The organism is Nonomuraea sp. NPDC051191, assembly GCF_044455665.1.
Taxonomy (GTDB): Bacteria; Actinomycetota; Actinomycetes; order Streptosporangiales; family Streptosporangiaceae; genus Nonomuraea.
In genome coordinates this window covers 267,514-287,412 of the sequence record NZ_JBITEZ010000013.1, presented here as the reverse complement: position 1 = coordinate 287,412, position 19,899 = coordinate 267,514, and the positions used below count along the sequence as shown (strand labels likewise).

At 68.8% G+C, this 19,899-nt stretch carries 23 protein-coding genes, 1 tRNA gene and 1 pseudogene; 8 read left to right on the top strand and 17 right to left on the bottom strand.

The features are described 5' to 3' along the window. Window positions 1-196 precede the first annotated feature (196 nt). Complete coding sequence (locus ACIA8R_RS35575; RefSeq protein ID WP_364095986.1) at window positions 197-931, top strand: peptidase E; 735 nt, start codon at window positions 197-199, stop codon at window positions 929-931. A gap of 71 nt (window positions 932-1,002) precedes the next feature. Here the strand turns inward: ACIA8R_RS35575 and ACIA8R_RS35570 are convergent. The 3 genes and pseudogenes from ACIA8R_RS35570 to ACIA8R_RS35560 all read right to left on the bottom strand — a co-directional run. After that, window positions 1,003-1,266: pseudogene (locus ACIA8R_RS35570) on the bottom strand (DUF5984 family protein); the annotation flags it as partial. A 542-nt stretch (window positions 1,267-1,808) separates the two neighbouring features. Continuing rightward, window positions 1,809-2,729, bottom strand: a complete 921-nt coding sequence (locus tag ACIA8R_RS35565) for a hypothetical protein (RefSeq protein WP_364095989.1) — start codon at window positions 2,727-2,729, stop codon at window positions 1,809-1,811. Next, the gene (locus ACIA8R_RS35560; protein WP_397042238.1) at window positions 2,722-3,174 is read right to left on the bottom strand and encodes an RNA polymerase sigma factor; all 453 of its coding nucleotides are present in this window, start codon (window positions 3,172-3,174) and stop codon (window positions 2,722-2,724) included. The genes ACIA8R_RS35565 and ACIA8R_RS35560 overlap by 8 nt, the downstream gene beginning before the upstream one ends. A gap of 244 nt (window positions 3,175-3,418) precedes the next feature. Between ACIA8R_RS35560 and ACIA8R_RS35555 the strand changes: the two genes are divergently transcribed. Further along, window positions 3,419-3,883: a hypothetical protein gene (locus ACIA8R_RS35555; RefSeq protein ID WP_397042199.1), complete on the top strand. Its 465-nt coding sequence runs from the start codon at window positions 3,419-3,421 to the stop codon at window positions 3,881-3,883. A 345-nt stretch (window positions 3,884-4,228) separates the two neighbouring features. Here the strand turns inward: ACIA8R_RS35555 and ACIA8R_RS35550 are convergent, their stop codons facing one another. The 3 genes from ACIA8R_RS35550 to rlmB all read right to left on the bottom strand — a co-directional run bounded on the left by ACIA8R_RS35550 (window position 4,229) and on the right by rlmB (window position 6,047). Continuing rightward, a complete protein-coding gene (locus ACIA8R_RS35550; RefSeq protein WP_364095995.1) occupies window positions 4,229-4,846 on the bottom strand; it encodes a DUF6461 domain-containing protein in 618 nt (205 codons plus the stop codon). 139 nt (window positions 4,847-4,985) lie between these two features. Next, a tRNA-Thr gene (locus ACIA8R_RS35545) sits at window positions 4,986-5,058 on the bottom strand. 20 nt (window positions 5,059-5,078) lie between these two features. After that, a complete protein-coding gene (gene rlmB, locus ACIA8R_RS35540) occupies window positions 5,079-6,047 on the bottom strand; it encodes a 23S rRNA (guanosine(2251)-2'-O)-methyltransferase RlmB (RefSeq protein WP_357706250.1) in 969 nt (322 codons plus the stop codon). A 150-nt stretch (window positions 6,048-6,197) separates the two neighbouring features. Here rlmB and ACIA8R_RS35535 point away from each other — a divergent pair, with 150 nt between their 5' ends. Both ACIA8R_RS35535 and ACIA8R_RS35530 read left to right on the top strand, forming a co-directional pair. After that, the gene (locus tag ACIA8R_RS35535) at window positions 6,198-6,896 is read left to right on the top strand and encodes a class I SAM-dependent DNA methyltransferase (protein ID WP_397042198.1); all 699 of its coding nucleotides are present in this window, start codon (window positions 6,198-6,200) and stop codon (window positions 6,894-6,896) included. A gap of 115 nt (window positions 6,897-7,011) precedes the next feature. After that, complete coding sequence (locus ACIA8R_RS35530) at window positions 7,012-7,344, top strand: NIPSNAP family protein (RefSeq protein WP_397042197.1); 333 nt, start codon at window positions 7,012-7,014, stop codon at window positions 7,342-7,344. Between the two features lie 57 nt (window positions 7,345-7,401). Here the strand turns inward: ACIA8R_RS35530 and cysS are convergent, their stop codons facing one another. Then, complete coding sequence (gene cysS / locus ACIA8R_RS35525; protein ID WP_364096007.1) at window positions 7,402-8,793, bottom strand: cysteine--tRNA ligase; 1,392 nt, start codon at window positions 8,791-8,793, stop codon at window positions 7,402-7,404. 43 nt (window positions 8,794-8,836) lie between these two features. Beyond that, window positions 8,837-9,223 (bottom strand): PPOX class F420-dependent oxidoreductase, encoded by a 387-nt coding sequence (locus ACIA8R_RS35520; RefSeq protein WP_397042196.1) that lies wholly within the window; start codon window positions 9,221-9,223, stop codon window positions 8,837-8,839. A 59-nt stretch (window positions 9,224-9,282) separates the two neighbouring features. Here ACIA8R_RS35520 and ACIA8R_RS35515 point away from each other — a divergent pair, with 59 nt between their 5' ends. Beyond that, window positions 9,283-10,245: a DUF2637 domain-containing protein gene (locus ACIA8R_RS35515; protein ID WP_397042195.1), complete on the top strand. Its 963-nt coding sequence runs from the start codon at window positions 9,283-9,285 to the stop codon at window positions 10,243-10,245. Window positions 10,246-10,346: 101 nt separating this feature from the next. Here ACIA8R_RS35515 and ACIA8R_RS35510 read toward each other — a convergent pair whose 3' ends face one another. The 4 genes from ACIA8R_RS35510 to ACIA8R_RS35495 all read right to left on the bottom strand — a co-directional run bounded on the left by ACIA8R_RS35510 (window position 10,347) and on the right by ACIA8R_RS35495 (window position 12,157). Then, window positions 10,347-10,616: a GlsB/YeaQ/YmgE family stress response membrane protein gene (locus ACIA8R_RS35510; protein WP_352355438.1), complete on the bottom strand. Its 270-nt coding sequence runs from the start codon at window positions 10,614-10,616 to the stop codon at window positions 10,347-10,349. Between the two features lie 98 nt (window positions 10,617-10,714). Beyond that, complete coding sequence (locus tag ACIA8R_RS35505; RefSeq protein ID WP_364096016.1) at window positions 10,715-11,002, bottom strand: GlsB/YeaQ/YmgE family stress response membrane protein; 288 nt, start codon at window positions 11,000-11,002, stop codon at window positions 10,715-10,717. A 184-nt stretch (window positions 11,003-11,186) separates the two neighbouring features. Continuing rightward, complete coding sequence (ispF, locus tag ACIA8R_RS35500) at window positions 11,187-11,657, bottom strand: 2-C-methyl-D-erythritol 2,4-cyclodiphosphate synthase (protein WP_357706244.1); 471 nt, start codon at window positions 11,655-11,657, stop codon at window positions 11,187-11,189. Window positions 11,658-11,674: 17 nt separating this feature from the next. Beyond that, window positions 11,675-12,157: a CarD family transcriptional regulator gene (locus tag ACIA8R_RS35495; protein ID WP_020544658.1), complete on the bottom strand. Its 483-nt coding sequence runs from the start codon at window positions 12,155-12,157 to the stop codon at window positions 11,675-11,677. Window positions 12,158-12,407: 250 nt separating this feature from the next. Between ACIA8R_RS35495 and ACIA8R_RS35490 the strand changes: the two genes are divergently transcribed. Next, window positions 12,408-12,989, top strand: coding sequence for a copper chaperone PCu(A)C (locus ACIA8R_RS35490; RefSeq protein WP_357706243.1), 582 nt, complete (start codon window positions 12,408-12,410; stop codon window positions 12,987-12,989). 55 nt (window positions 12,990-13,044) lie between these two features. Here ACIA8R_RS35490 and ACIA8R_RS35485 read toward each other — a convergent pair whose 3' ends face one another. After that, window positions 13,045-13,737 carry a response regulator transcription factor gene (locus ACIA8R_RS35485; protein WP_357706242.1) on the bottom strand — a complete coding sequence of 231 codons (693 nt, stop codon included), beginning with the start codon at window positions 13,735-13,737 and terminating at the stop codon, window positions 13,045-13,047. Then, window positions 13,734-14,906 carry a sensor histidine kinase gene (locus ACIA8R_RS35480; RefSeq protein WP_397042237.1) on the bottom strand — a complete coding sequence of 391 codons (1,173 nt, stop codon included), beginning with the start codon at window positions 14,904-14,906 and terminating at the stop codon, window positions 13,734-13,736. The genes ACIA8R_RS35485 and ACIA8R_RS35480 overlap by 4 nt, the downstream gene beginning before the upstream one ends. Before the next feature lie 132 nt (window positions 14,907-15,038). Between ACIA8R_RS35480 and phoU the strand changes: the two genes are divergently transcribed. Next, window positions 15,039-15,683, top strand: a complete 645-nt coding sequence (phoU, locus tag ACIA8R_RS35475; protein WP_357706240.1) for a phosphate signaling complex protein PhoU — start codon at window positions 15,039-15,041, stop codon at window positions 15,681-15,683. Between the two features lie 191 nt (window positions 15,684-15,874). Then, entirely contained in the window at window positions 15,875-16,609 is a 735-nt protein-coding gene (locus tag ACIA8R_RS35470) for a class I SAM-dependent methyltransferase (protein WP_357706239.1), read from the top strand. Window positions 16,610-17,295: 686 nt separating this feature from the next. On the opposite strand, the gene ACIA8R_RS35465 is transcribed toward ACIA8R_RS35470, so the two are convergent. Genes ACIA8R_RS35465 through mshA form a run of 3 tightly spaced genes read right to left on the bottom strand, consistent with a single transcriptional unit; the run spans window position 17,296 to window position 19,878 of the window. Then, window positions 17,296-18,039: a phosphoglyceromutase gene (locus ACIA8R_RS35465; protein ID WP_357706238.1), complete on the bottom strand. Its 744-nt coding sequence runs from the start codon at window positions 18,037-18,039 to the stop codon at window positions 17,296-17,298. A 38-nt stretch (window positions 18,040-18,077) separates the two neighbouring features. Further along, window positions 18,078-18,557: a YbjN domain-containing protein gene (locus tag ACIA8R_RS35460; RefSeq protein ID WP_357706237.1), complete on the bottom strand. Its 480-nt coding sequence runs from the start codon at window positions 18,555-18,557 to the stop codon at window positions 18,078-18,080. 43 nt (window positions 18,558-18,600) lie between these two features. Then, on the bottom strand, window positions 18,601-19,878 hold the full coding sequence (gene mshA, locus ACIA8R_RS35455) for a D-inositol-3-phosphate glycosyltransferase (RefSeq protein ID WP_357706236.1): 1,278 nt from the start codon (window positions 19,876-19,878) through the stop codon (window positions 18,601-18,603). Window positions 19,879-19,899: the final 21 nt, after the last annotated feature.

Sequence of the window (19,899 nt, the reverse complement as noted above, 5' to 3'; positions counted from 1 at the left end):
TCGCTTCGGAATCACGTGGACCACGCCTTGTGTGAGGCGTGAGACGCGGAATCCGATTCCCCTCTCCGACGTCGTCGGCACTGTCCGGAACCAGGTGCTCCCGTCCTCACCCGGAACCGAGGCCCCGATGGAGGCATGAAGCCGGTGAGGGCGACGAAGGGCTCATTGCACGTGACCCTTCTCAGGCGGAAAATGCGTGATCGTGATCAGAGAGTCCCAGATCCTGGCCTGCTCCGGTGTGCTGTATCCGCCTGAGGGATTCAGGCACGTCGGCGTTCAGATATGGCAGGCGAGACAGTTGGCCGCTGTGCGCAAGCCGCGCATGTGCCTCATCGCGACGGCGGTGGGTGACTCGCGAGAGCACATCGACGGCTGGTCCGCGCGGGCCGCGTCCTTCGGCGACACGCACCTCTCCCATCTCCAGCTGTTCACCCAGCCGAACGTGGCCGACGTGCGGGCGCATCTCCTTGCTCAGGATGTGATCTTCGTATCCGGGGGCAGCGTGGTGAACCTGCTGGCGGTCTGGCGTGCGCACCGCCTCGATGAGATCTTGCGGGAGTGCTGGGAGAAGGGTGTCGTACTTGCCGGACAGAGCGCGGGCAGCCTGTGCTGGCACACGGGCGGCGTCACCGACTCCTTCGGCGACGAACTCGATCCCCTGGATGACGGATTGGGATTCCTGCCGTTCAGCAACGGCGTCCATGATGACTTACGCGATCAGCCCCGGCGGGCACGGTTCCGCGAACTCGTGGGCAGAGAGACGCTGCCTTCGGGGTACGCCACCGAAGACGGCGTCGCCCTGCACTACGTCGGCACCGAACTGCACGAGGTCGTGAGCGTCCTTCCGGACCGGAACGCATGGTTCGTCGAGGCGGACGGCGAGGGCGGGCACAGCGAGCAGGCCCTTCCCGCCCGCCATTGGGTCCCTTGAGAGGAACTGCGCTGCAGCTCCGCCCCCGCGGCCCCAACCCGTGACCCATCCGAGCTGCCGGCATCACGCACGTGCTCGATGCGCAACTCTCCGAAGTCCAGCTCGACGCCAGCCGACGCCCCCAGTCGCTCAAGCTCGGTGATCCGCTCTTCCACGGCTGTGACCACTCGCCGCCCGAAATCCTCGATCGCTTCGAGGTGGACCAGGACGATACGAGTGCTACGGGGACGGGCGCAAGCCACTTCACGACCACCTCGTCGCGGTCGTCCGTCCCGCGCCACATACGGATGAGCGGCGCCACGCGAGAGCGGCCCAGCACGCCTCTGGAAGATCATCAGAGTGTGATCCGCCAGGCGCTTGCGCTGCCCCTGTCAACAGAAGGTCAGGGGTTCGATTCCCCTCGTCGGCTCTGCAAGCGAAAGGCCCCTGAGCAGGCGTTACGCCGTCAGGGGCCTTCTGCATCCCGACCTTCAACCGGTGTCTTCGGCGCCTTTGTGAGCCACCGGGGCCTGTCCGCCCAGGAGAGCGCTGGAGATGGCTTCCGTGGCCGCCCCTCCAGCAGGTGGCCGTAGACGTCCTTCGTGATCAAAGCGGTGGCTGTGCCGTCGCAGCCCGCGCGAGCTGCGGTCCGGGGCGCCTTCCGCCTCGACCCAATGGCCGGCCGCACACTCGTTGTAGGGGGAAGCCTGATCACCCCGTCCCCGTGGCCTTGGCCCGTTTCTTTCGGGCGGGACGATGGCAGACGGGATGATCAGGCAGAGGTGGAACGCGCAAGTGCGCCACTCGACAGAGGACCCGTGGTGGCCGGTCAGGGCACGCGTCCGGCGAAGCCGCCAGAAGTCCGACCGGGCCAGGACGTGGTCGACGGCGATGGCCCTCAGCGGAGCCGGTCCAGGTCGAACGCCACACCGGCCAGGCGGATCGTCCGCACCCTCGGGTCCTTCAGCAGCTCCCGCAGCTCGCGGACCGAGCTGAGCTGGTCCACATAGCCGTAGGCGAGCCCGGCCTCGGCTGCCTTGCGCAGCCGATCCAAGGACAGGTCGAAGGATCGCAGGTTGGCGTTGTCGTGGTCACGCAGCAGGGCGACCCAGTCGCGGAACTGCGGCAGGTTGCCACCGCACATGTCCTCGGTCTTGTCGCCGCTCTTGCCGAGGTCCATCGCGTCGTTCCAGTAGTCGAAGCCCCAGGTGACAGGGAGGGAGCCGGGTCTGCGCTCGTACACGATCCGTTCGGCGCAGGTGCCGTACTGCTTCACGACCGACTTCATCTCGGCCTCGCCGAGCGGCTGCTCGAACTCCACAACCGCCAGCGAGCTGAGGTCGGCGGGCAGCCGGGCGAGCACCGCGCGCACGTCGTCCTTGGGCGCCAGCGTGGTGCCGATGTCGAACAGAGACTGGGAAAGCCGGGTGTTGGCGGTGTGGCCCAACGGCAGGCGGCCCACGCGGCCGAAGAAGTCCTGACTGATCGCGTACGGCTCGCTCCCGGCCGGCCAGTCTCCGGTCGGCGCGATGGGACGCGCGGCCACCTCGAACGACATCGAGAGGGGCGTGGTCTGGCAACAGGAGCCGACCGTCACCGTGTACGCCGGGTTGTAGATCTTGAACGCGGTGCCGAGCACGGCCTGCATACGGCGTTCCCGGTCGCCGCGGGTCTGCACCAGGGACGAGCCCTCGGTCGCGGCCACCGCGAGCAGCGCCAGCACGGCCAGGACGAGGGCGACCGTCCTGAACAACCCCCGCCGGACCGCGCGCCGGGTGCGCTTGGGGTCGAAGTCCGGCAGGTCCGGCATCTCAGGCATGTCCATTGCTCTCCTCGTAAAGGTCGGCGAAGGCGGCCCTCGCCCGCCACACCGCGGTCTTGATCGAGTTGTGCGACCTACCGGTCATCGCGGCCACCTCCACCATCGAGAAGCCCTCGAAGTAGACCAGCGTGAGCAGCCGGCGTTGCTGCTCGGGCAACCGCTCGAGCGCGTCGCGCACGTCCAGCGACTCCACGTGCAGCGGCGGCACACCCAACTCGTCAGGGTTCGGTAGGGCCATCTCGCGGCGGCTCCTACGTACGTGATCGACCAGGACGTTGCGCGCGATCGTAAGCAGCCACGCCGCCGCGTTATCACCCCGCCAACCGAGCAGCGCTCTGGTCGCCTTGACGAACGTCTCCTGCGCCAGGTCCTCGGCGAGATGCGGATCGCGGGTCCTGCGCAAGAGGAACCCGCACACGAGCGGCCAGTGCTCGCGATACAGCTCCTCGATGATGTCGCCCCCCGAACGGTTTCGATTGTCACGTCACATACAGACGCCACCGCGGCGAGGATGGTCACACGGGTTGCCGATCAATGTGCCGGAAGCATGACATCGCAGCAGAACCAGGGCCGCCCCCTCGACCGAGTGCCGGCATGAGCGCCGTCAACGGTGCATCAGGTGAACGGACATGCTGTGAGCGGATTCCAGAGCCCCTTCTCATCGCGTGCCATGCTGAGATGGCGGAATGAATGAAGCCGATCGCGCTGCGGTGCTCGCCTTGCAGAATCTCTTCGCGACGCTGGGCGCAGATGAGCCTCAGGAGCGGGCTGCCTCAGAGATCTCAGAGGACGTACCTCAGCTGGCCGGCTTCTTGGCGCTGCGGCGCATATGGCCAGACCTGATCAACGGCTGGGCTGCGCCGGGAGCGCTGGAAGGCATTCCCGCGGCTGCTCGACTGCTCGCCGACGGCGCGGACCCCACCGACCTTGCACGGGTCGCCCAGGCGGCCGCCTACGAAACAGCGTTCGGTCTCCTTCACAGCCTCACCGCCCACGGCCGCGACGACGACGCACCCATCGACACCCCTGGCTGGCGTCTCATGGAAACCACACCGTCAGGCGAACTCACGGGCAGGGCCGTACAAGGTCTTCATGAGAGCCTGCTCACCATGGACCCCTCAGGCCGCGACGGGCAGGACATCTTCGGCTAGAGACGGTTGCTGTACGAGATCGAAAAGGCCCTCTCCCGATCGCGGGAAAGGGCCTTCTACGTGCAGAGCCGACGAGGGGAATCGAACCCCTGACCTTCTGTTTACAAGGGCAGGGCAAGCGCCTGGTGGATCACGCCCGGAGATCCCCGAGCAGCAGGTTCAGTCCGTCTTCATGTGATCAGGTAAGTCGGCGTTGCTGTACGGGTTGCTGTACAGCAACCATCACCCATCGACGTTCTCAGCAGGAGGGCTGGACTGCTGCACGTAGGACGCAAGCCTCAATACCGGCCAGCCCAGCTCATGACACCACCAGCAGGACCCTCCCCGCATGAGGGTCCTGCTCGCCTATCGGCCCCTCAGGAAGGACGGCGCCTCGCTAACCCACTCCTCGCTCAGCCTCGCTCCTGTGGCGAGTTCGATGGCGGTCAGAGCAGCCGCCCGCCAGCTTTCCCCCTTCTCCCAATCGAAGTAGCGAAGGATGGCCTGCACCTCCGGCCACCGATCCCAACCTGGCCGCCCTGTTGCTCCCTCGGCGTACATGGCGTCAAAGGAGAACACCATCTCGCCGTCAACGGCGAAGCCGATCGAATTGGTGGCGTTGACGTTCCAGTAGGCGCTGTAGGCTCGTCCATTCGTGCTCAGCCGGGGGAGAACCGGCGGAAAGACACTCTGATATCCGTTGCACTCGAAAAGCGCGACGTGCCGATCCGAACGATCGACGAGCATCCCCCAGGGCGCGTCATCGGACAGATTGATGAACACCTCCTCATGCTCGAAGGTGTTCGTCTCGTGGATCTCGTACTGTCCCGTTCCGCTCACCCGTTCACCGATCTCCGCAAGACTCAACGCAGATCCGTCGTGGGGCACGAACACCGTCCAGCAGATGGCTTCTCCCATCCAGCTGCCATCGAGCAACCGCCTGTAATGCAGGTATGCCTCGCGCGCAACCTCATCATCAACCACGCTGACCTCCATCGACCATGGCGAGGGGAAGATCGTCGCAGGAAGGACCGACAGAAGTCGGAGAGGTTGCTGTACGAAGCTGCTGTACGGAGATCACAAAGGCCCTCCGGGATCATCCCGAAGGGCCTTTGAGCTGCAGAGCCGACGAGGGGAATCGAACCCCTGACCTTCTGTTTACAAGACAGATGCTCTGCCGATTGAGCTACGTCGGCACGGCCTACCAGTGTAGACGCTAGCGGCGCCTGTGACGAGCGACCTCGTACAGTGCCACACCGGCGGCGACTCCCGCGTTGAGGGATTCAGCCGCGGCCTGCATCGGGATGCGGACGACCACGTCGCACTGCTCTCGTACCAGCCGCCCGAGGCCCTTGCCCTCGGAGCCCACCACGACCACGAGCGGCTCGGCGAGGAGGTCGGCGTCGCCGATGTCGATCTTTCCGGCGCCGTCGAGGCCGACGATGAAGAGCCCGGCTTCGCGGTATTCGCGGAGGGCGGCCGTCAGGTTGGAGGCGCGGGCGACGCGGAGCGTGGCGAGGGTGCCGGCTGAGGTCTTCCAGGCGCCACCCGTCACACCGGCCGAGCGGCGGGACGGGATGAGCAGGCCATGCGCGCCGAAAGCGGTCGCGGAGCGGGCGATGGCGCCCAGGTTGCGCGGGTCGGTGACCGAGTCGAGCGCCACGATCAGCGGGACCTCGGCCGCGTCCTGGGCGAGTTCGACCAGCTCGGACGGGTGGGCGTAGTCGTAGGCCGGGATCTGGAGCGCGATGCCCTGGTGGACGGCGCCCTCGGTCAGCCGGTCGAGCTTGTCGCGGGAAACTTCGAGCAGCGCGATGCCGCGCTCCGCCGCGATCTTGATGGAGTCGCGGACGCGGTCGTCGTTCTCGACGCGCTGGGCGACGTAGAGGGCGTTGGCGGGCACGCCGGCCTGCAGCGCCTCCAGCACCGGGTTGCGGCCGCCGACGTATTCGGGGGCGTCCTCGGAACGCTTCTGCCGGACCGGGCCGCTGCCCGGACGGCGTGTGTCGCCGCGCTCTTCCCTGGCGATGCGCTCGGCCCTGGCCTTGTCCTTGAACCAGTGGCGCGCCTCGGCAGGCGGCGTCGCACCCCTGCCCTCGAGCGACCGGCGCTTCTGGCCCCCGGTGCCCTTGGACGGGCCTTTCTTCTTCGCGGGCCTGCCCGATGCCCTACCGCCTGCTGCCATGCCATCAAGGGTATCGGCCCGCCGGCCCACCCGATCCCGCCGACCATGGCCCGCCCGATCCGACGCGCTTCCTGACGCGAACCGCCACGAATCACCATGACCCCCGCAAGCACCACCACCCGCCCCGAACGCGAGTTATCGTCCTTGGCCATGACTGAGTCCGCCTACCTCCACACCACCCGGACGGCCTATGACACCGTCGCCCCCGAATACGCCGAACTGCTCAGGAACGAACTTGACGGCAAGCCCCTCGACCGGGCCATGCTGGCGGCGTTCGCCGAGCACGTGCAGGGACCGGACGCCGGAGAGGTGGCGGACCTCGGCTGCGGTCCGGGCCGCGTCACCGCCCACCTCCATTCCCTCGGGGTGAACGCCTTCGGCATCGACCTGTCCCCGAGGATGATCGACGTCGCCCGCCGGAGCCACCCCGGCCTGCGCTTCGACGTGGGTTCCATGACCGCGCTGGACCTGGCAGACGCGTCCTTGGCCGGCGCCGTCGCCTGGTACTCGACCGTCCACACCCCGCCGGAGCTGCTGCCGACGGTGTTCGCCGAGATCCACCGGGTCCTGGTCCCGGGCGGCCATCTGCTGATCGCGTTCAAGGTCGGCGACGAGCGCCGCCACCTCAGCCAGGGCTACGGGCACGAGCTGTCGCTGGACGTCTACTGGACGCCCCCCGAGCTCATCGCCGACCTCCTCGCCAAGGCCGGACTGTCTCTGTACGCCCAGCTCATCCGCGAACCCGACGACAGCGAGAAGCCCCGCTCAGGCCGACAGGCCTTCTTCCTGGCCCACAAGCCTGAGAACTCTCCGGCCCACAAGCCCGACGCCTCCGACCCCCGTTCCTAGCGGAAGCCCTTCGTCCACGCCGTCGAACACTGACAGAAGGTGTCAGCGAACGCAGGTAGCGTGCCAGCCGTCCTCCCGCATGCATACCGACCGTCGCCCTCGAAGGAACGCAGACATGATCCTGGAGATCCGCACCTACCGCCTCAAGCCCGGCACAGGCGAAGAATTCCTCCGGGTCATGCGCGACGAAGCGCTCCCGCTCCTGGCGAAGGCCGGTATCGACGTGGTGGCCCACGGCGCCTCCCTCGTGGACGAGGACGGCCACGAGGAGGCGTACCTGATCCGCGCGTTCCCCACGAGAGAGGCCCGCGACGAGCAGGAGGACGCCTTCTACGGCAGCGCCGAATGGCATCAGGGCCCGCGTGAGGGCATCGTCTCGCGCATCGACGGCTATCACACGATCGTGATCGAGGCGACCGACGCCGCCGTCACGGCCCTGCGCCGCTGACGGTTCCGGATCGACGGCGGGCGCCGAAGGAGCCCGCCGTCGAGAACCGGCGGAAGGTCAGCGGGCCAGCTCCCAGCGGGCCCCGTGCGGCGTGTCCTCGACCGTGATGCCCGCGTCGGTGAGCTGGTCGCGGATCGCGTCGGCAGCCGCGTAGTCCTTGCGGGCCCGCGCGGCCTTGCGCTGCTCCAGGGCCACCGCGACCAGCGCGTCGACCACCGGCGACAGGTCGGAGCCGGCCCCGCGCCACTGCGGCGAGCGAGGGTCGAGGCCGAGCACGTCGAGCATGTTCTGGGTCTCGGCGAGGAGCCGGGCGATGGCTTCCTTGTCGCCCCGCGCCAGCGCCACGTTGCCCTCGCGCACCACCTCGTGCACCACGGCGAGCGCCTGCGGCGTGCCGAGGTCGTCGTCGAGCGCGTCGGCGAACGCCTGCGGAAGGGGCGCGTCGGCGTCGACGTCGTGGATCACCTCGGCGGCGCGGGTGACGAAGCCCTCGATCCGCTGGTACGCCGCCGCGGCCTCCAGCAACGCCTCCTCGGAGTACTCGATCGAGGAACGGTAGTGCGGCGCGGCCAGGTAGTAGCGCAGCTCCACCGGACGCACCTTCTGCACCATCTCGGGGATCAGCAGCGAGTTGCCGAGCGACTTGCTCATCTTCTCGGCGCCGATCTTGAGCATGCCGTTGTGCATCCAGTAGCGGGCGAAGCCGTCGCCGGCCGCCTGCGACTGGGCGATCTCGTTCTCGTGGTGCGGGAAGATCAGGTCGATGCCGCCGCCGTGGATGTCGAACGTCGGCCCGAGGTACTTGGTGGCCATCGCCGAGCACTCCAGGTGCCAGCCGGGACGCCCGAGCCCCCACGGCGTGGGCCAGGTCGGCTCGCCCGGCTTGGCGCCCTTCCACAGGGCGAAGTCGCGCGGGTCGCGCTTGCACGTCTCGTCGTCGGTGTCGGCTGCGGCCCGCATGTTCTCCAGCTTCTGGTTGGAGAGCTTGCCGTAGTGGTCGGCGTAGGACTGGACGCTGAAGTAGACGTCGCCGCCCGAGGCGTAGGCGTGGCCGCGCTCGATCAGCCGCTCCATCAGCGTGATCATCTCGGGCACGTGGCCGGTCGCCCGCGGCTCGACGGTGGGCGGCAGGCAGCCGAGCGTGTCGTAGGCCCAGGTGAAAGCCCGCTGGTTGCGCTCGGCGACCACGAACCAGGGCACGGACTCCGAAGCCGACACCCTGATGATCTTGTCATCGATGTCGGTGACGTTGCGGCAGAACGTGACGTCGTATCCGGAGCGGGTGAGCCAGCGCCTGAGCACGTCGAAGTTCACGCCCGAGCGGATGTGCCCGATGTGCGGAGGAGCCTGCACGGTCGCCCCACACAGGTAAATCGACGCCCGGCCGGCTTCGACCGGAACGAATTCACGGATGGCGCGCGTGCTGGTGTCGTAGATGTGCAGGCTCACAAAAGAAAGGCTAACGCCTCGGAGGCCCTTGTAGGCCGATTACTCAGCCTCGCAGCGTGACCTTGTCCGGACGGATCCGGATGATCAGCCGCTCGGTGCCCGGCTTGTCCGTCCAGGGGCCGCCTGTGTACTTCTGGGCCAGCTCCTGGATCAGCGCGCCCTCGGGGTCCTCCTCGATCGTCACCCGGCCGCGCACCTCCAGGTAGCGGTAGGGGTTGCCGGGGTCGATGACCAGCAGGCTCGTACGCGGGTCGCGCTCGAAGTTGCGCGGCTTCACCCGCCCCCGGACGGTCGAGAACAGCACCTCGTCGCCGTCCGTGCGGACCCACACCACGGTCGACTGCGGCCCGCCGTCGGGGTTGATACTGGTCACCGTCGCATGGTTCGGGGCATCAAGGAGTTCGCGCGCTTCTTCCGGCAGCTCGGGCATGTGTCTCCCTCGATCGGTCTTGATCCCCATTCTTCTGTAGTCTCGAAGGCGCCATGGACGTGACTCCCCCCTCTACGCTCCGTCGCCTGGGCATCGCCCTGGCGGGGCTCGCGGTGGCCGCTCTTACCGGAGCCGCCTGCGCGCTGTCCTTCGACGATCTGCGTGCGCTGGCCATCACCGGCGAGGCGCGGCAGGACCTCGCCTTCCTCTACCCGGCCGCCTTCGACGCGCTGCTCGTGGTCGCGCTGCTCGGCGTGCTGCTGCTGCGGCCCGCCCGGCCGCTGGTGCGGGCGCAGGCCGCCACCGTGCTGGTCCTGCTCATCGTGGCCGCCGCGGCGGCCAACGTGGCGACCGCGCTGCGGTTCACCTTCGACGCGCGCCAGGTGGCCGTGGGCGTGGCCCTGGCCCCCTGGGTCATGCTGGCCCTGGCCCTGTGGCTCTGGCTGCTGCTGATCAAGCACGTCCAGGCGCACCGGGGTGCGGCGCGCGAGGAGGACGAGGACGACCTCGTGCCCTTCCATCCGGGCCGGGCGGCCGACACGCCGCCGCCGCTCGTGACGGAGGCGCCTCCGCCCGTGCTGGAACCCACGCCGCTGGTCGGGCCCACGGCCGCGCCGGAGACGCCGCCGGTCCCGGCCCAGGTGTCCGAGTGGCGGGCCTTACCGCAAGAACCGGAACCGGAGCCGGAGCCCGAGCCCGAGCCGGAGCCGGAGCCGGAACCCACGCCTGAGCCCGAGCCCGAGCCGCTGAAGCGGCCGGTCCGGTGGGGCGACCGGGTCAAGCCGACCGACGTCCTGGTCCACCCGCGCACCGACACGCGCGACGTCGACACCCGTGACGTCGACACCCAGCCCGTCCCCGTGATCGAGGACGACCTCGGCGACCGTCCGGCCGACGACGGGCCTCAGACGCGCCACAGCGACTCTGAGGACACCGCGCCGCACCCGGTGGTCCACGAGGACACCCGGGCCCCGTCCGGCCGCCTGCGCAGCACTCCGCGCCCGCCGGACCCCGAGGAATGAGCCAGGGCGCCGACCGACGCCCCGAAAACTGAGAGGCCCGTCCGGGATCATCCCGGACGGGCCGTTTCGTGTACGTCTATCTCGTCTGCCCCGCGCCTGCGCTAGACCCTGGAGCCGCGCCGCAGTCCGGCGACCAGGCCGACACCGACGACCGCCAGGACGACCTGCATCACCAGCTCGATCCAGTCGATGCCGGGGGTCGTCTCGACGCCGAGGACCTGGGCGATGAGCGTGCCCAGCAGGGCGGCGACGATGCCGACGACGATGGTGAGGATCCACCCGATGGCCTGCCTGCCGGGAAGCAGCAGGCGACCGATTGCGCCGATGACGGCGCCAATCACGATGGCGCCAAGGATGGACTGAATGGTCATGACACGAAACCTCCCCGTGAGGGTGAGCCGTTCACTCTCACGGGGTGCTTCGCTACCCGATCGCCGGCGATTATGCGCCGGCTTTACGAATGACCAGGTCAGGTCGTGGTTCGCCCGCTGCGTCCGCCGCGTCCGGCGCCCAGCCGCGTCACCAGGAGCACGCCGACCACCGCCAGCACGAGCTGGAGTATGTGTTCGAGCCAGTCGATGCCCTTGGTGTCGGCCCAGCCGAACGCCTGTGCGATCAGCGTGCCGATCAGCGCGGCCACGATACCGACAATGAGCGTCAGGCCGATGGACATGTTCTGCCTGCCGGGCACTATCAGCCGGGCCAGCGCACCGACGATTGCGCCGATGACTACTGCGGAAACGATCGCGCCGATCATGTGTAGCTCCCCCCGAGACGTTCACATGTCTTAGAGGTGGACATACCCGACACCTGGGAAAACTACCCCCGGAAGGCGGCGGTCCGTACCGCGCCAGTGACGAACCGCCGCCCCCACAGTTGGCGGGTTCGGCGACGACCCGCCGGGACACCCTCACGTATCCCACACATATGACGCGGAACGCCTAGGAAAGGTTGGCCACGACAGCCGTCGCGATGGCGGCGATCCCCTCGCCGCGCCCGGTGAGCCCGAGCCCGTCGGTAGTGGTGGCCGAGACGCTCACAGGCGCCCCCACGGCGCCGCTGAGCGCCAGCTCGGCCTCGGTACGCCGAGGAGCCATCTTGGGACGGTTGCCGATCACCTGGACGGCCACGTTGCCGATCTCGAAGCCCGCCGCGCGCACCTGGCGGGCGGTCTCCTCCAGCAGCGTGACCCCTGAAGCCCCCGCCCAGCGAGGGTCGGACGTGCCGAACAGCCCGCCCAGGTCGCCCAGGCCGGCCGCGGACAGCAGCGCGTCGCAGGCGGCATGCGCGGCGACGTCGCCGTCGGAATGGCCGTCGAGCCCGATCTCCGTCGGCCAGTGAAGGCCGGCGAGGCTGAGCTCACGCCCCGAGTCGGCAGAAGCGAACGGGTGGACGTCGACTCCGACGCCCACCCGTGGAAGATTCGTGTTCAGGAGTTGAGAACCTCGTCGAGCAGGGCCTCAGCCTTGTCCTCGTTGGTCTTCTCGGCGAGCGCGAGCTCGCTGACCAGAATCTGACGAGCCTTCGCGAGCATGCGCTTCTCACCCGCTGACAGGCCGCGCTCGCGGTCGCGACGCCACAGGTCGCGAACCACCTCCGCAACCTTGTTCACATCGCCGGACGCGAGCTTCTCCAGGTTCGCCTTGTAACGGCGCGACCAGTTGGTCGGCTCTTCCGTGTGCGGCATCCGAAGAACATCGAAAACCCGCTCAAGGCCTTCCTGGCCGACGACGTCGCGCACACCGACGAGTTCCGCGTTTTCTGCTGGCACCTGGACGGTAAGGTCGCCCTTGTCGACCTTGAGCACCAGGTAGGTCTTTTCCTCACCCTTGATGGATCGCGTCGTGATTGCTTCGATCCGAGCAGCCCCATGGTGGGGGTAGACGACAGTGTCGCCGACCTGGAAAGTCATGTGACAAGTACCCCTTCCGCTGTACTCCAGGGTACCACGCGTCCACAGGCTCCCGGAACAGTGAAATCCTCATAACTGCAGGTCAAAGCCGCATATTGGGGCTTGACAAGTCCTCGACTGTATGAATCGCATTTCCGGACATAGCGAATGACCTGCAGGGGTGCGGATATGACCATGGATTCAGGTGGATATGGTAGGCGCTGCCCAACACGCATGCGCCTTACCGCGCAAGACCAAGGAGAACCCGCACGTGACCAGCCGTCGCTGGATTGTCGTAGCCGCCGCGTTCTTGGCAGCCCCCGTGCTCGCGGGCTGCGGGGCAGGATTCGACGCCAACACCAACAAGCCGTACGCCCCTAACGAGGCGGTCGCACTCATCGACCAGGGTGCTTATGGCACGCGCGGCATTCACATCCCGCAGGCGTTCATCCTCGGCCCCGACTCCGGCGCCCAGCTCGCCTGGCGTGGTTCGGCCCCGATCTACCTGAACATCCTCAACACCGCGAACGCCGCCGACACCCTCCAGGCCGTCTCCGCGGGCTCGGTCGGGGCCGTGAAGGTCGCCACGCCGATCCAGCTTCCCCCGAACCAGCTCGTCAACACCGGCAAGCCGCAGCCGCAGCTGATGCTGGAGGGCATCTCCACGAGCCTCAGAGGCGGCGAGAGCATCCGCCTGGACCTCCAGTTCGCCAACGCCGGGACAGTGTCCCTGACCGTCCCTGTGGTCACGCGCAGCCGTGAGTTCAAGGACTACCCCGCCGCCCCCAACGCCACCCCGGCTCCGACGCCCTCGGCGTCCGCCACTCCCGAGGCCACCGAAGAGGCCCACTGACGGCATGAAAAAACCCTTGTTCTGGTACGAACCCACGTACCAGAACAAGGGTCGTTCATTCCTCGGCGGCGTCGAACTTGTAGCCCAGGCCGCGCACGGTGAGGATGCAGCGCGGGTTGGACGGGTCCGCCTCGATCTTGGCGCGCAGGCGCTTGACGTGGACGTCGAGGGTCTTGGTGTCGCCCACGTAGTCGGCGCCCCAGACGCGGTCGATGAGCTGGCCGCGGGTGAGCACCCGACCGGCGTTGCGCAGCAGCACCTCCAGCAGCTCGAACTCCTTCAGCGGCAGCTGCACCTGCTCGCCGCGGACCGCGACGACGTGCCGGTCGACGTCCATGCGCACCGGGCCGACGGCCAGGACGGCGGTCTCCAGCTCCTCCACCACGTCGCCCTGACGGCGCAGCACCGCGCGGATGCGCGCCACCAGCTCCCGCGAGGAGAACGGCTTCGTGACGTAGTCGTCGGCGCCCAGCTCCAGGCCCACGACCTTGTCGATCTCGCTGTCCTTGGCGGTCAGCATGATGACCGGCACCTTCGAGCGCTGCCGCAGCGAACGGCACACCTCGGTGCCCGGCAGGCCGGGCAGCATCAGGTCGAGCAGGACGAGGTCGGCGCCGTTGCGGTCGAAGGTGTCGAGCGCCTCGGGCCCGGTCGCCGCGACCGACACCTCGAAGCCCTCCTTGCGCAGCATGTAGGACAAGGCGTCGGAGAAGGACTCCTCATCCTCAACCACTAGGACTCTGGTCATTTTGCGGCCTCCAGGGGAATCGAGGGTGGTACTGCCACCGCCGTGCCGCCGAAGGCGGGCAGACGGAGGGTGAAGGTGGAGCCGGAGCCTTCCTTGCTCCAGACGGACACCTCGCCCGCGTGGGCCGCGGCGACGTGCTTGACGATGGCCAGGCCGAGCCCGGTGCCGCCGGTCGCCCGTGATCTGGCCGCGTCCACGCGGAAGAAGCGCTCGAAGATGCGCTCCAGAGACTCCTCGGGGATGCCGATGCCCTGGTCGCTGACGCTGATCTCGACGGAGTCGCCGGCCGGACGGACGCTGACCACGACCCGCGTGTGCTCGGGACTGTAGGCGACGGCGTTGTCGATGAGGTTGCGCAGGGCGGTGACGAGCAGCTCGTCGTCCCCCCAGATGCGCAGCCCCTCGGTGCCGCCGGTGACCAGCGTGATGTCCTTGGCCACCGCCTTGGTGTTGCAGTGGTCTATGGCGTCGTGGATGGCCTCGTCGATGGCGACCTGGCCCGGGGTGGGGATGGGTTCGGCGCCCTGGATCCTGCTCAGCGTGATCAGGTCCTGGACCAGGTAGGTGAGCCGGGCGGCCTCGTGCTGCATGCGCCCGGCGAAGCGGGTGACCGCCTCGGGGTCGTCGGCGGCGTCCTGGATGGTCTCGGCCAGCAGGCTCAGCGCGCCCACGGGCGTCTTCAGCTCGTGGCTGACGTTGGCGACGAAGTCGCGGCGCACGGCCTCGACCCTGCGCCGTTCGGTCTGGTCCTCGGCCAGCACCAGCACCTGGCCGTAGGAGCCGAGGGGGGCGACGCGGACGGCGAAGTTCGTCGTCTCCTGGCCGAACTTGTGACCGGCGACGTCGATCTCGCTCTCGCGGATCTCGCCGTCGCGGCGTACCTGTCTCGCCAGTGCGAGCAGCTCCGCGGCCATCAGCCTGTCGCCCTTGACCAGCCCGAACGCGCGCGCGGCCGAGCTGGCGCGCAGCACGCGGTCGTGCGCGTCGAGCACGACGGCGGACGAGGGGAGCACGGCGAGCACGGAGGCCACGCCCTGCGGCAGCGCCGCTCCGGTCTCGACGCCGTCGGCTGAATCGGTCCTCTTCGGAGCCTCGATCTGGTTCCTGTAGAACAGGACCGCCAGGGCTCCCACGACGAACCCGGCCAGGGCCGCGAAGCTCATGGCCATCTCACTCATGCCTCCGATGGTAGGTGGCGAAGTCCAAGGGACAGACCTCTCACCTGCGGATGAACGGCCCTTTCCTGGAAAGTTCATCTCGCAGTAGAGGTTCGTTCATCAAGCGCCACGTACGGTGACGACATGCGCGACGCGTACCATGAAGAACTTGATCTCCTGACGGGCAAGCTGGTCGAGATGACGAGGCTGGTCCGCTCGGCCATCTCCCGTGCCACCACGGCCCTCCTCGACGCCGACCTCCAGCTCGCCGAGAGCGTCATCTCCCGCGACCAGGAGGTGAACGCCATCTTCGCCGACATCGAGACGTCGATCTTCGAGCTGATGGCCAGGCAGCAGCCGGTAGCGGTGGACCTGCGAATGGTCATCACGGCGCTGCGCATGGGCACCGACCTCGAACGCATGGGCGACCTCGCCGTCCATGTGGCCAAGGTGGCCCGGCTGCGGCACCCCGACTCGGCGATTCCGCCCGAGACGCGCTCGACCATCGTGGAAATGGGGCAGATCGCCGAGAACCTGGTCACCAAGGCCGGCAGCTGCGTGGCGTCCAGGGACGTCGAGTCGGCCCTTGAGCTGGAGCAGGACGACGACGCGATGGACCGGCTGCACCGGCGGCTGTTCCGCAACATCCTGGCCAAGGACTGGCAGCACGGGGTGGAGCCCGCGATCGACATCACGCTGATCGGCCGGTACTACGAGCGGTACGCCGACCACGCGGTGCGCGTGGCGGGGGACGTCGTCTACATGGTCACCGGCGCCCGTCCCAGCTAGCCGCTTCCCGAAGCCGGGCGGCACCATCCGGGGGGTGCCGCCCGGCTTCGCCTGCCCTTCGGCGTGGGAGTCACGGGACGCGCGATCCGGCTGGACAAACAGCGGCGAGCGCGCTCAGATACCTGTGAAACGCCCCGCGTCCTGGGGAAAAGCGGGTGCGGCGTGGTCTCCGCCTGTGGCAGGCTCCGCCGGTGAATCGTGAACAGATCTCCCGACTCGCCCATGCGGATCATCCGATCGCGGCTCCGCTCGACGACGACTCGGTGCGCCGCCTTCTGGACCGCGCCCTCCCCCAGGGCGACTCACGCGTGCTCGACCTCGGCTGCGGCGGCGGCGAGTGGCTGCTGCGCGCGCTGGGGGCGTACCCCAAGCTGCAGGCGGAGGGCGTGGACGTCGCCGAGGGCGCGCTGGCCCACGCCGCGGAGAGCGCGGAGGCGCTCGGCGTCCGGGACCGTCTCGTCCTCCATCGTGAGGACGCCGCCGAGTTCAGCTCCCCGCACGCGTTCGACCTGGTGATCAGCGTCGGGGCGACGCACGCGTTCGGCGGCCTGCTGCCCACGCTCGCGGCGGCGCGCGAGCACCTGGCTCCCGGCGGACGCGTCCTGGTCGGGGACGGTTTCTGGGCCCGTGAGCCCTCGCCCGAGGCGGTGGAGATGCTGGGCGAGCTCACCGACCTGCCGACCCTGATGGACCGCGTCACCGCCGACGGCTGGATGCCGGTGCACGGCCACATCAGCACGCGCCAGGAGCTCGACGACTACGAATGGGCCTGGACGGGGTCGCTGGCTTCATGGGCTCTGGACAATCCCGACCATCCAGACCGGTGCGAGGCGATCACGACGGCCAACACCCACCGCGCCGAATGGCTGCGCGTCTACCGGGACGTCTTCGGGTTCGTCAGCCTGGTCCTGCGCCCGACGTTCTGATCCCGCGTCCGACGTTCTGGTTGACGAGCGTCTCGCTCTGATCACGTCACGAGACCGCCTGCCCGGCTCCTGCACACATGCCGCCGCGCCAGTTCACCCCAAACCGCGGCGGCCCGGGCGTACGGCCCCCTGGCGGTCTCCTCGTAATCCCCTCGCTCGGCGACCCGCCGTACGAAGAACTGCGCCGCTTCGAAGCACAGGACGTACTCCTCACAACAGGACGCTTCGACCACGCGTACGAGTCCGCGCGAGACGTGGGGCTCCCACATGGGCACGGTCAGACCGTCCCACCTGGAACGCCGGCTTCACCGGGGGAAGGAAGAGGGCAGGAGCGCTCAGCTCTGGCAGAGGTGCTCACATCCTCGAAAGCATAGGCACCTTGGCGCAGAACGGCCCACACATTTCACTGTCCGGCATCAGTGACATAGCTTCCCGCTCCGACGGCCCACTCGCCCACAGCTTCGAGCCCTGCCCTGGATCGGACGTCCGGGCACGTCAAGCCGGCTGTGGCAGCCTGATCCGTCCTGAACCGGCCGACGGGCGCACCCAGGCCAACGCCGGGGAGCGCGAGGGGACGGGAGTCCCCTCGCACGGGGGTGCGGGGCTTGCCCCCGTAGAAGAGTGCCGCGCAGCGCCCCATGGCGAAGCCCCTGGCTTGAGGGCCGGGGGCTTGCCCTCGGGACGTGTCAGCGGCCTTGGTTGGCGACTGCTTCGATGGCGGACTTGGCGGCCTCCGGGTCGAGGTAGCGGCCGCCCCGCACCTTCGGCCGGAAGTCGGCGTCCAGCTCGTACGCCAGCGGAATCCCCGTAGGGATGTTGAGCCCCGCGATCTCCTCGTCGCCGATGCCGTCGAGGTGCTTGACCAGCGCCCTGAGGGAGTTGCCGTGCGCGGCCACCAGCACGGTGCGCCCGGCCGCCAGATCGGGCACGATCTCGTCGTACCAGTACGGGAGCATGCGGTCGACGACGTCCTTCAGGCACTCCGTGCGCGGCATGAGCTCCGGCGGAAGGAGGGCGTAGCGGGGGTCGCCGACCTGGGAGTATTCGTCGTCGTCCGCGATGGGCGGCGGCGGCACGTCGTACGAGCGGCGCCAGAGCATGAACTGCTCGTCGCCGAACTCCTCGCGCGTCTGGGCCTTGTTCTTGCCCTGCAGGGCCCCGTAGTGGCGTTCGTTCAGCCGCCAGCTGCGCTTGACCGGGAGCCAGAGCAGGTCGGCCTCGCCGAGGGCGAGCTGGGCCGTCTGGATGGCCCGGGTCATGAGGCTGGTGTGCAGGACGTCCGGCCGCAGACCGGCCTCCTGCAGGAGCCGGCCGCCGCGCCGGGCCTCGTCCTCGCCCTTGGCCGACAGGCTGACGTCCACCCAACCGGTGAACAGGCCCTTCGCGTTCCAGTCGCTCTCACCATGCCGTAGCAGCACCAAAGTCGCCATGCGGCAATCCTATGGCCGCCGTGCCGAGCGGCAGGAGGTCACCGTCCGGGGTCGGCGAAACGGGCGAAGGCCTGCAGGTTGGCCAGGGATTCGCCGCGTTTGGCGCGCCACTCCCACTCCCGCCTGATGGACGAGGCGAAACCCAGCTCCAGAGCCCGGTCGAACCAGTCGTCGGAGTACGTCAGCACGCAGCCGAGCAGCCGGTCGACCTCCTCCTCGCTGACGGCGGCCAGCGGCACCCGGCCGACGAGGTAGACGTCGCCGACGGGGTCGAGGGAGAAGTGCACGCCGTACATGCCGCCGTTCTTGCCGAGGAGCCAGCGGTAGAACTCCTCGTGGTTCTCGTCCGGCTGGCGGCAGAAGAACGCCTCGACGTGCAGCACCCGCTCGCCGACGATCAGCCAGGTCATGGTGGCGAGCTTGTGCTGTCCGGGCAGTTTGACCAGGAACGCCCCAGGCCGCGGCTCGTCGTAGGAGACGTCCGCGGCCTTGAGCGCGGCTTCGACGACATCGCGCATGGGATACAGCTTAGGAGCGCGCGCCGTACGGCCATGAGGCCCGCTAGAAGTTGAGCGCCACGGGCACCTTGTGCAGATTCGCGACGGCGCCCGCGTACACCTCCATGAGCCGTCCCGCCGTCGCCTGCCAGCCGAAGGCGGCCGCGTGCGTACGGGCCCCCCGCGACAACTGCTCACGCCATTCCGGCGTGGTGACCAGACGATGCAGGACACGGGCCCATTCGTCCGGATCGTGCCCGTCCACCAGCACCCCGGAGACACCGTCGTCCACCGCGGTGCGCAGTCCGCCCACCGCCGCCGCGGCGACCGGCGTCCCGCACGCCTGCGACTCCAGGGCCACCAGCCCGAACGACTCGCTGTACGACGGCACCACGGTCACGTCCGCCGCCCGGTACCAGTCGGCCAGTTCCTCCTGCGGAGCCGGCGGCACGAGCCGGACGACGTCGGAGATGCCCAGCTCACCGGCCAGTTCCGTGAGGATGGACGGCCGGGCGAGCCCGTTGCCGGACGGCCCGCCGACGCACGCCACGACCAGGCGGCCGCGCAGCGAGGGGTCGTCGATGAGCATGCGCGAGGCCGCGCGCAGCAGCACGTCGGGGGCCTTGAGCGGCTGGATGCGGCCCACGAACAGCAGGACGCGGGCGTCCTGCGGCAGGTCCAGCCGCTGCCGGGCGGCGCCCTGTGAGGCGGGCTGGAAGACGGTGAGGTTGACGCCGGGGTTCACGACGGCCACGCGCTGCTTGGAGGCGCCGTACAGGTCCATGAGCTCGCGGGCCTCGTCGGCGGTGTTGGCCACGAGGCGGTCGGCGATCTCGACGACCTGTTCCTCGCCCACCACGCGGGCCTGGGGCTCCGGCTTGTCGTCCTGGGCGAGCAGCAGGTTCTTGACCTTGGCCATGGTGTGCATGGTGTGCACGAGCGGCACGCCCCAGCGCTCCTTGGCCAGCCAGCCGACCTGCCCGGACAGCCAGTAGTGGGAGTGGATGACGTCGTAGCGGCCCGGGTCGTACATGGCCTCGGTGCGCAGCACCTCGGACAGGAACGCGCAGAGCTGCCCGGGCAGGTCGGCGCGGTCCATCTCCTCGTACGGCCCGGCCGTCAGGTGGCGCACCAGCACGCCGGGGGCGAGTTCGGCCACGGGCGGCTGGTCGCGGGCGGTGGCCCTGGTGAAGATCTCCACCTCCACGCCGAGTTGCGCCAGTCTCCTGGCCGACTCGACGATGTACACGTTCATGCCACCGGCGTCGCCCGTGCCGGGCTGGTCCAATGGCGATGTGTGCATGCTGATGGTCGCGACCCGGCTGACCCGTCGTCGCCTCACTCGACATCACCTCCAAGCGGA

What these genes read in the sequence shown, in the direction of transcription:
- ACIA8R_RS35480 (WP_397042237.1), bottom strand. Translation starts at nt 14,906, where the DNA reads ATGGCCATGAGCTTCGCGGCCCTGGCCGGGTTCGTCGTGGGAGCCCTG.
- ACIA8R_RS35565 (WP_364095989.1), bottom strand. Translation starts at nt 2,729, where the DNA reads ATGCCTGAGATGCCGGACCTGCCGGACTTCGACCCCAAGCGCACCCGG.
- phoU (WP_357706240.1), top strand. Translation starts at nt 15,039, where the DNA reads ATGCGCGACGCGTACCATGAAGAACTTGATCTCCTGACGGGCAAGCTG.
- ACIA8R_RS35465 (WP_357706238.1), bottom strand. Translation starts at nt 18,039, where the DNA reads ATGGCGACTTTGGTGCTGCTACGGCATGGTGAGAGCGACTGGAACGCG.
- ACIA8R_RS35505 (WP_364096016.1), bottom strand. Translation starts at nt 11,002, where the DNA reads ATGATCGGCGCGATCGTTTCCGCAGTAGTCATCGGCGCAATCGTCGGT.
- ACIA8R_RS35555 (WP_397042199.1), top strand. Translation starts at nt 3,419, where the DNA reads ATGAATGAAGCCGATCGCGCTGCGGTGCTCGCCTTGCAGAATCTCTTC.
- ACIA8R_RS35510 (WP_352355438.1), bottom strand. Translation starts at nt 10,616, where the DNA reads ATGACCATTCAGTCCATCCTTGGCGCCATCGTGATTGGCGCCGTCATC.
- rlmB (WP_357706250.1), bottom strand. Translation starts at nt 6,047, where the DNA reads ATGGCAGCAGGCGGTAGGGCATCGGGCAGGCCCGCGAAGAAGAAAGGC.
- ACIA8R_RS35460 (WP_357706237.1), bottom strand. Translation starts at nt 18,557, where the DNA reads ATGCGCGATGTCGTCGAAGCCGCGCTCAAGGCCGCGGACGTCTCCTAC.
- ACIA8R_RS35530 (WP_397042197.1), top strand. Translation starts at nt 7,012, where the DNA reads ATGATCCTGGAGATCCGCACCTACCGCCTCAAGCCCGGCACAGGCGAA.
- ACIA8R_RS35495 (WP_020544658.1), bottom strand. Translation starts at nt 12,157, where the DNA reads ATGACTTTCCAGGTCGGCGACACTGTCGTCTACCCCCACCATGGGGCT.
- ACIA8R_RS35520 (WP_397042196.1), bottom strand. Translation starts at nt 9,223, where the DNA reads ATGCCCGAGCTGCCGGAAGAAGCGCGCGAACTCCTTGATGCCCCGAAC.
- ACIA8R_RS35535 (WP_397042198.1), top strand. Translation starts at nt 6,198, where the DNA reads ATGACTGAGTCCGCCTACCTCCACACCACCCGGACGGCCTATGACACC.
- ACIA8R_RS35485 (WP_357706242.1), bottom strand. Translation starts at nt 13,737, where the DNA reads ATGACCAGAGTCCTAGTGGTTGAGGATGAGGAGTCCTTCTCCGACGCC.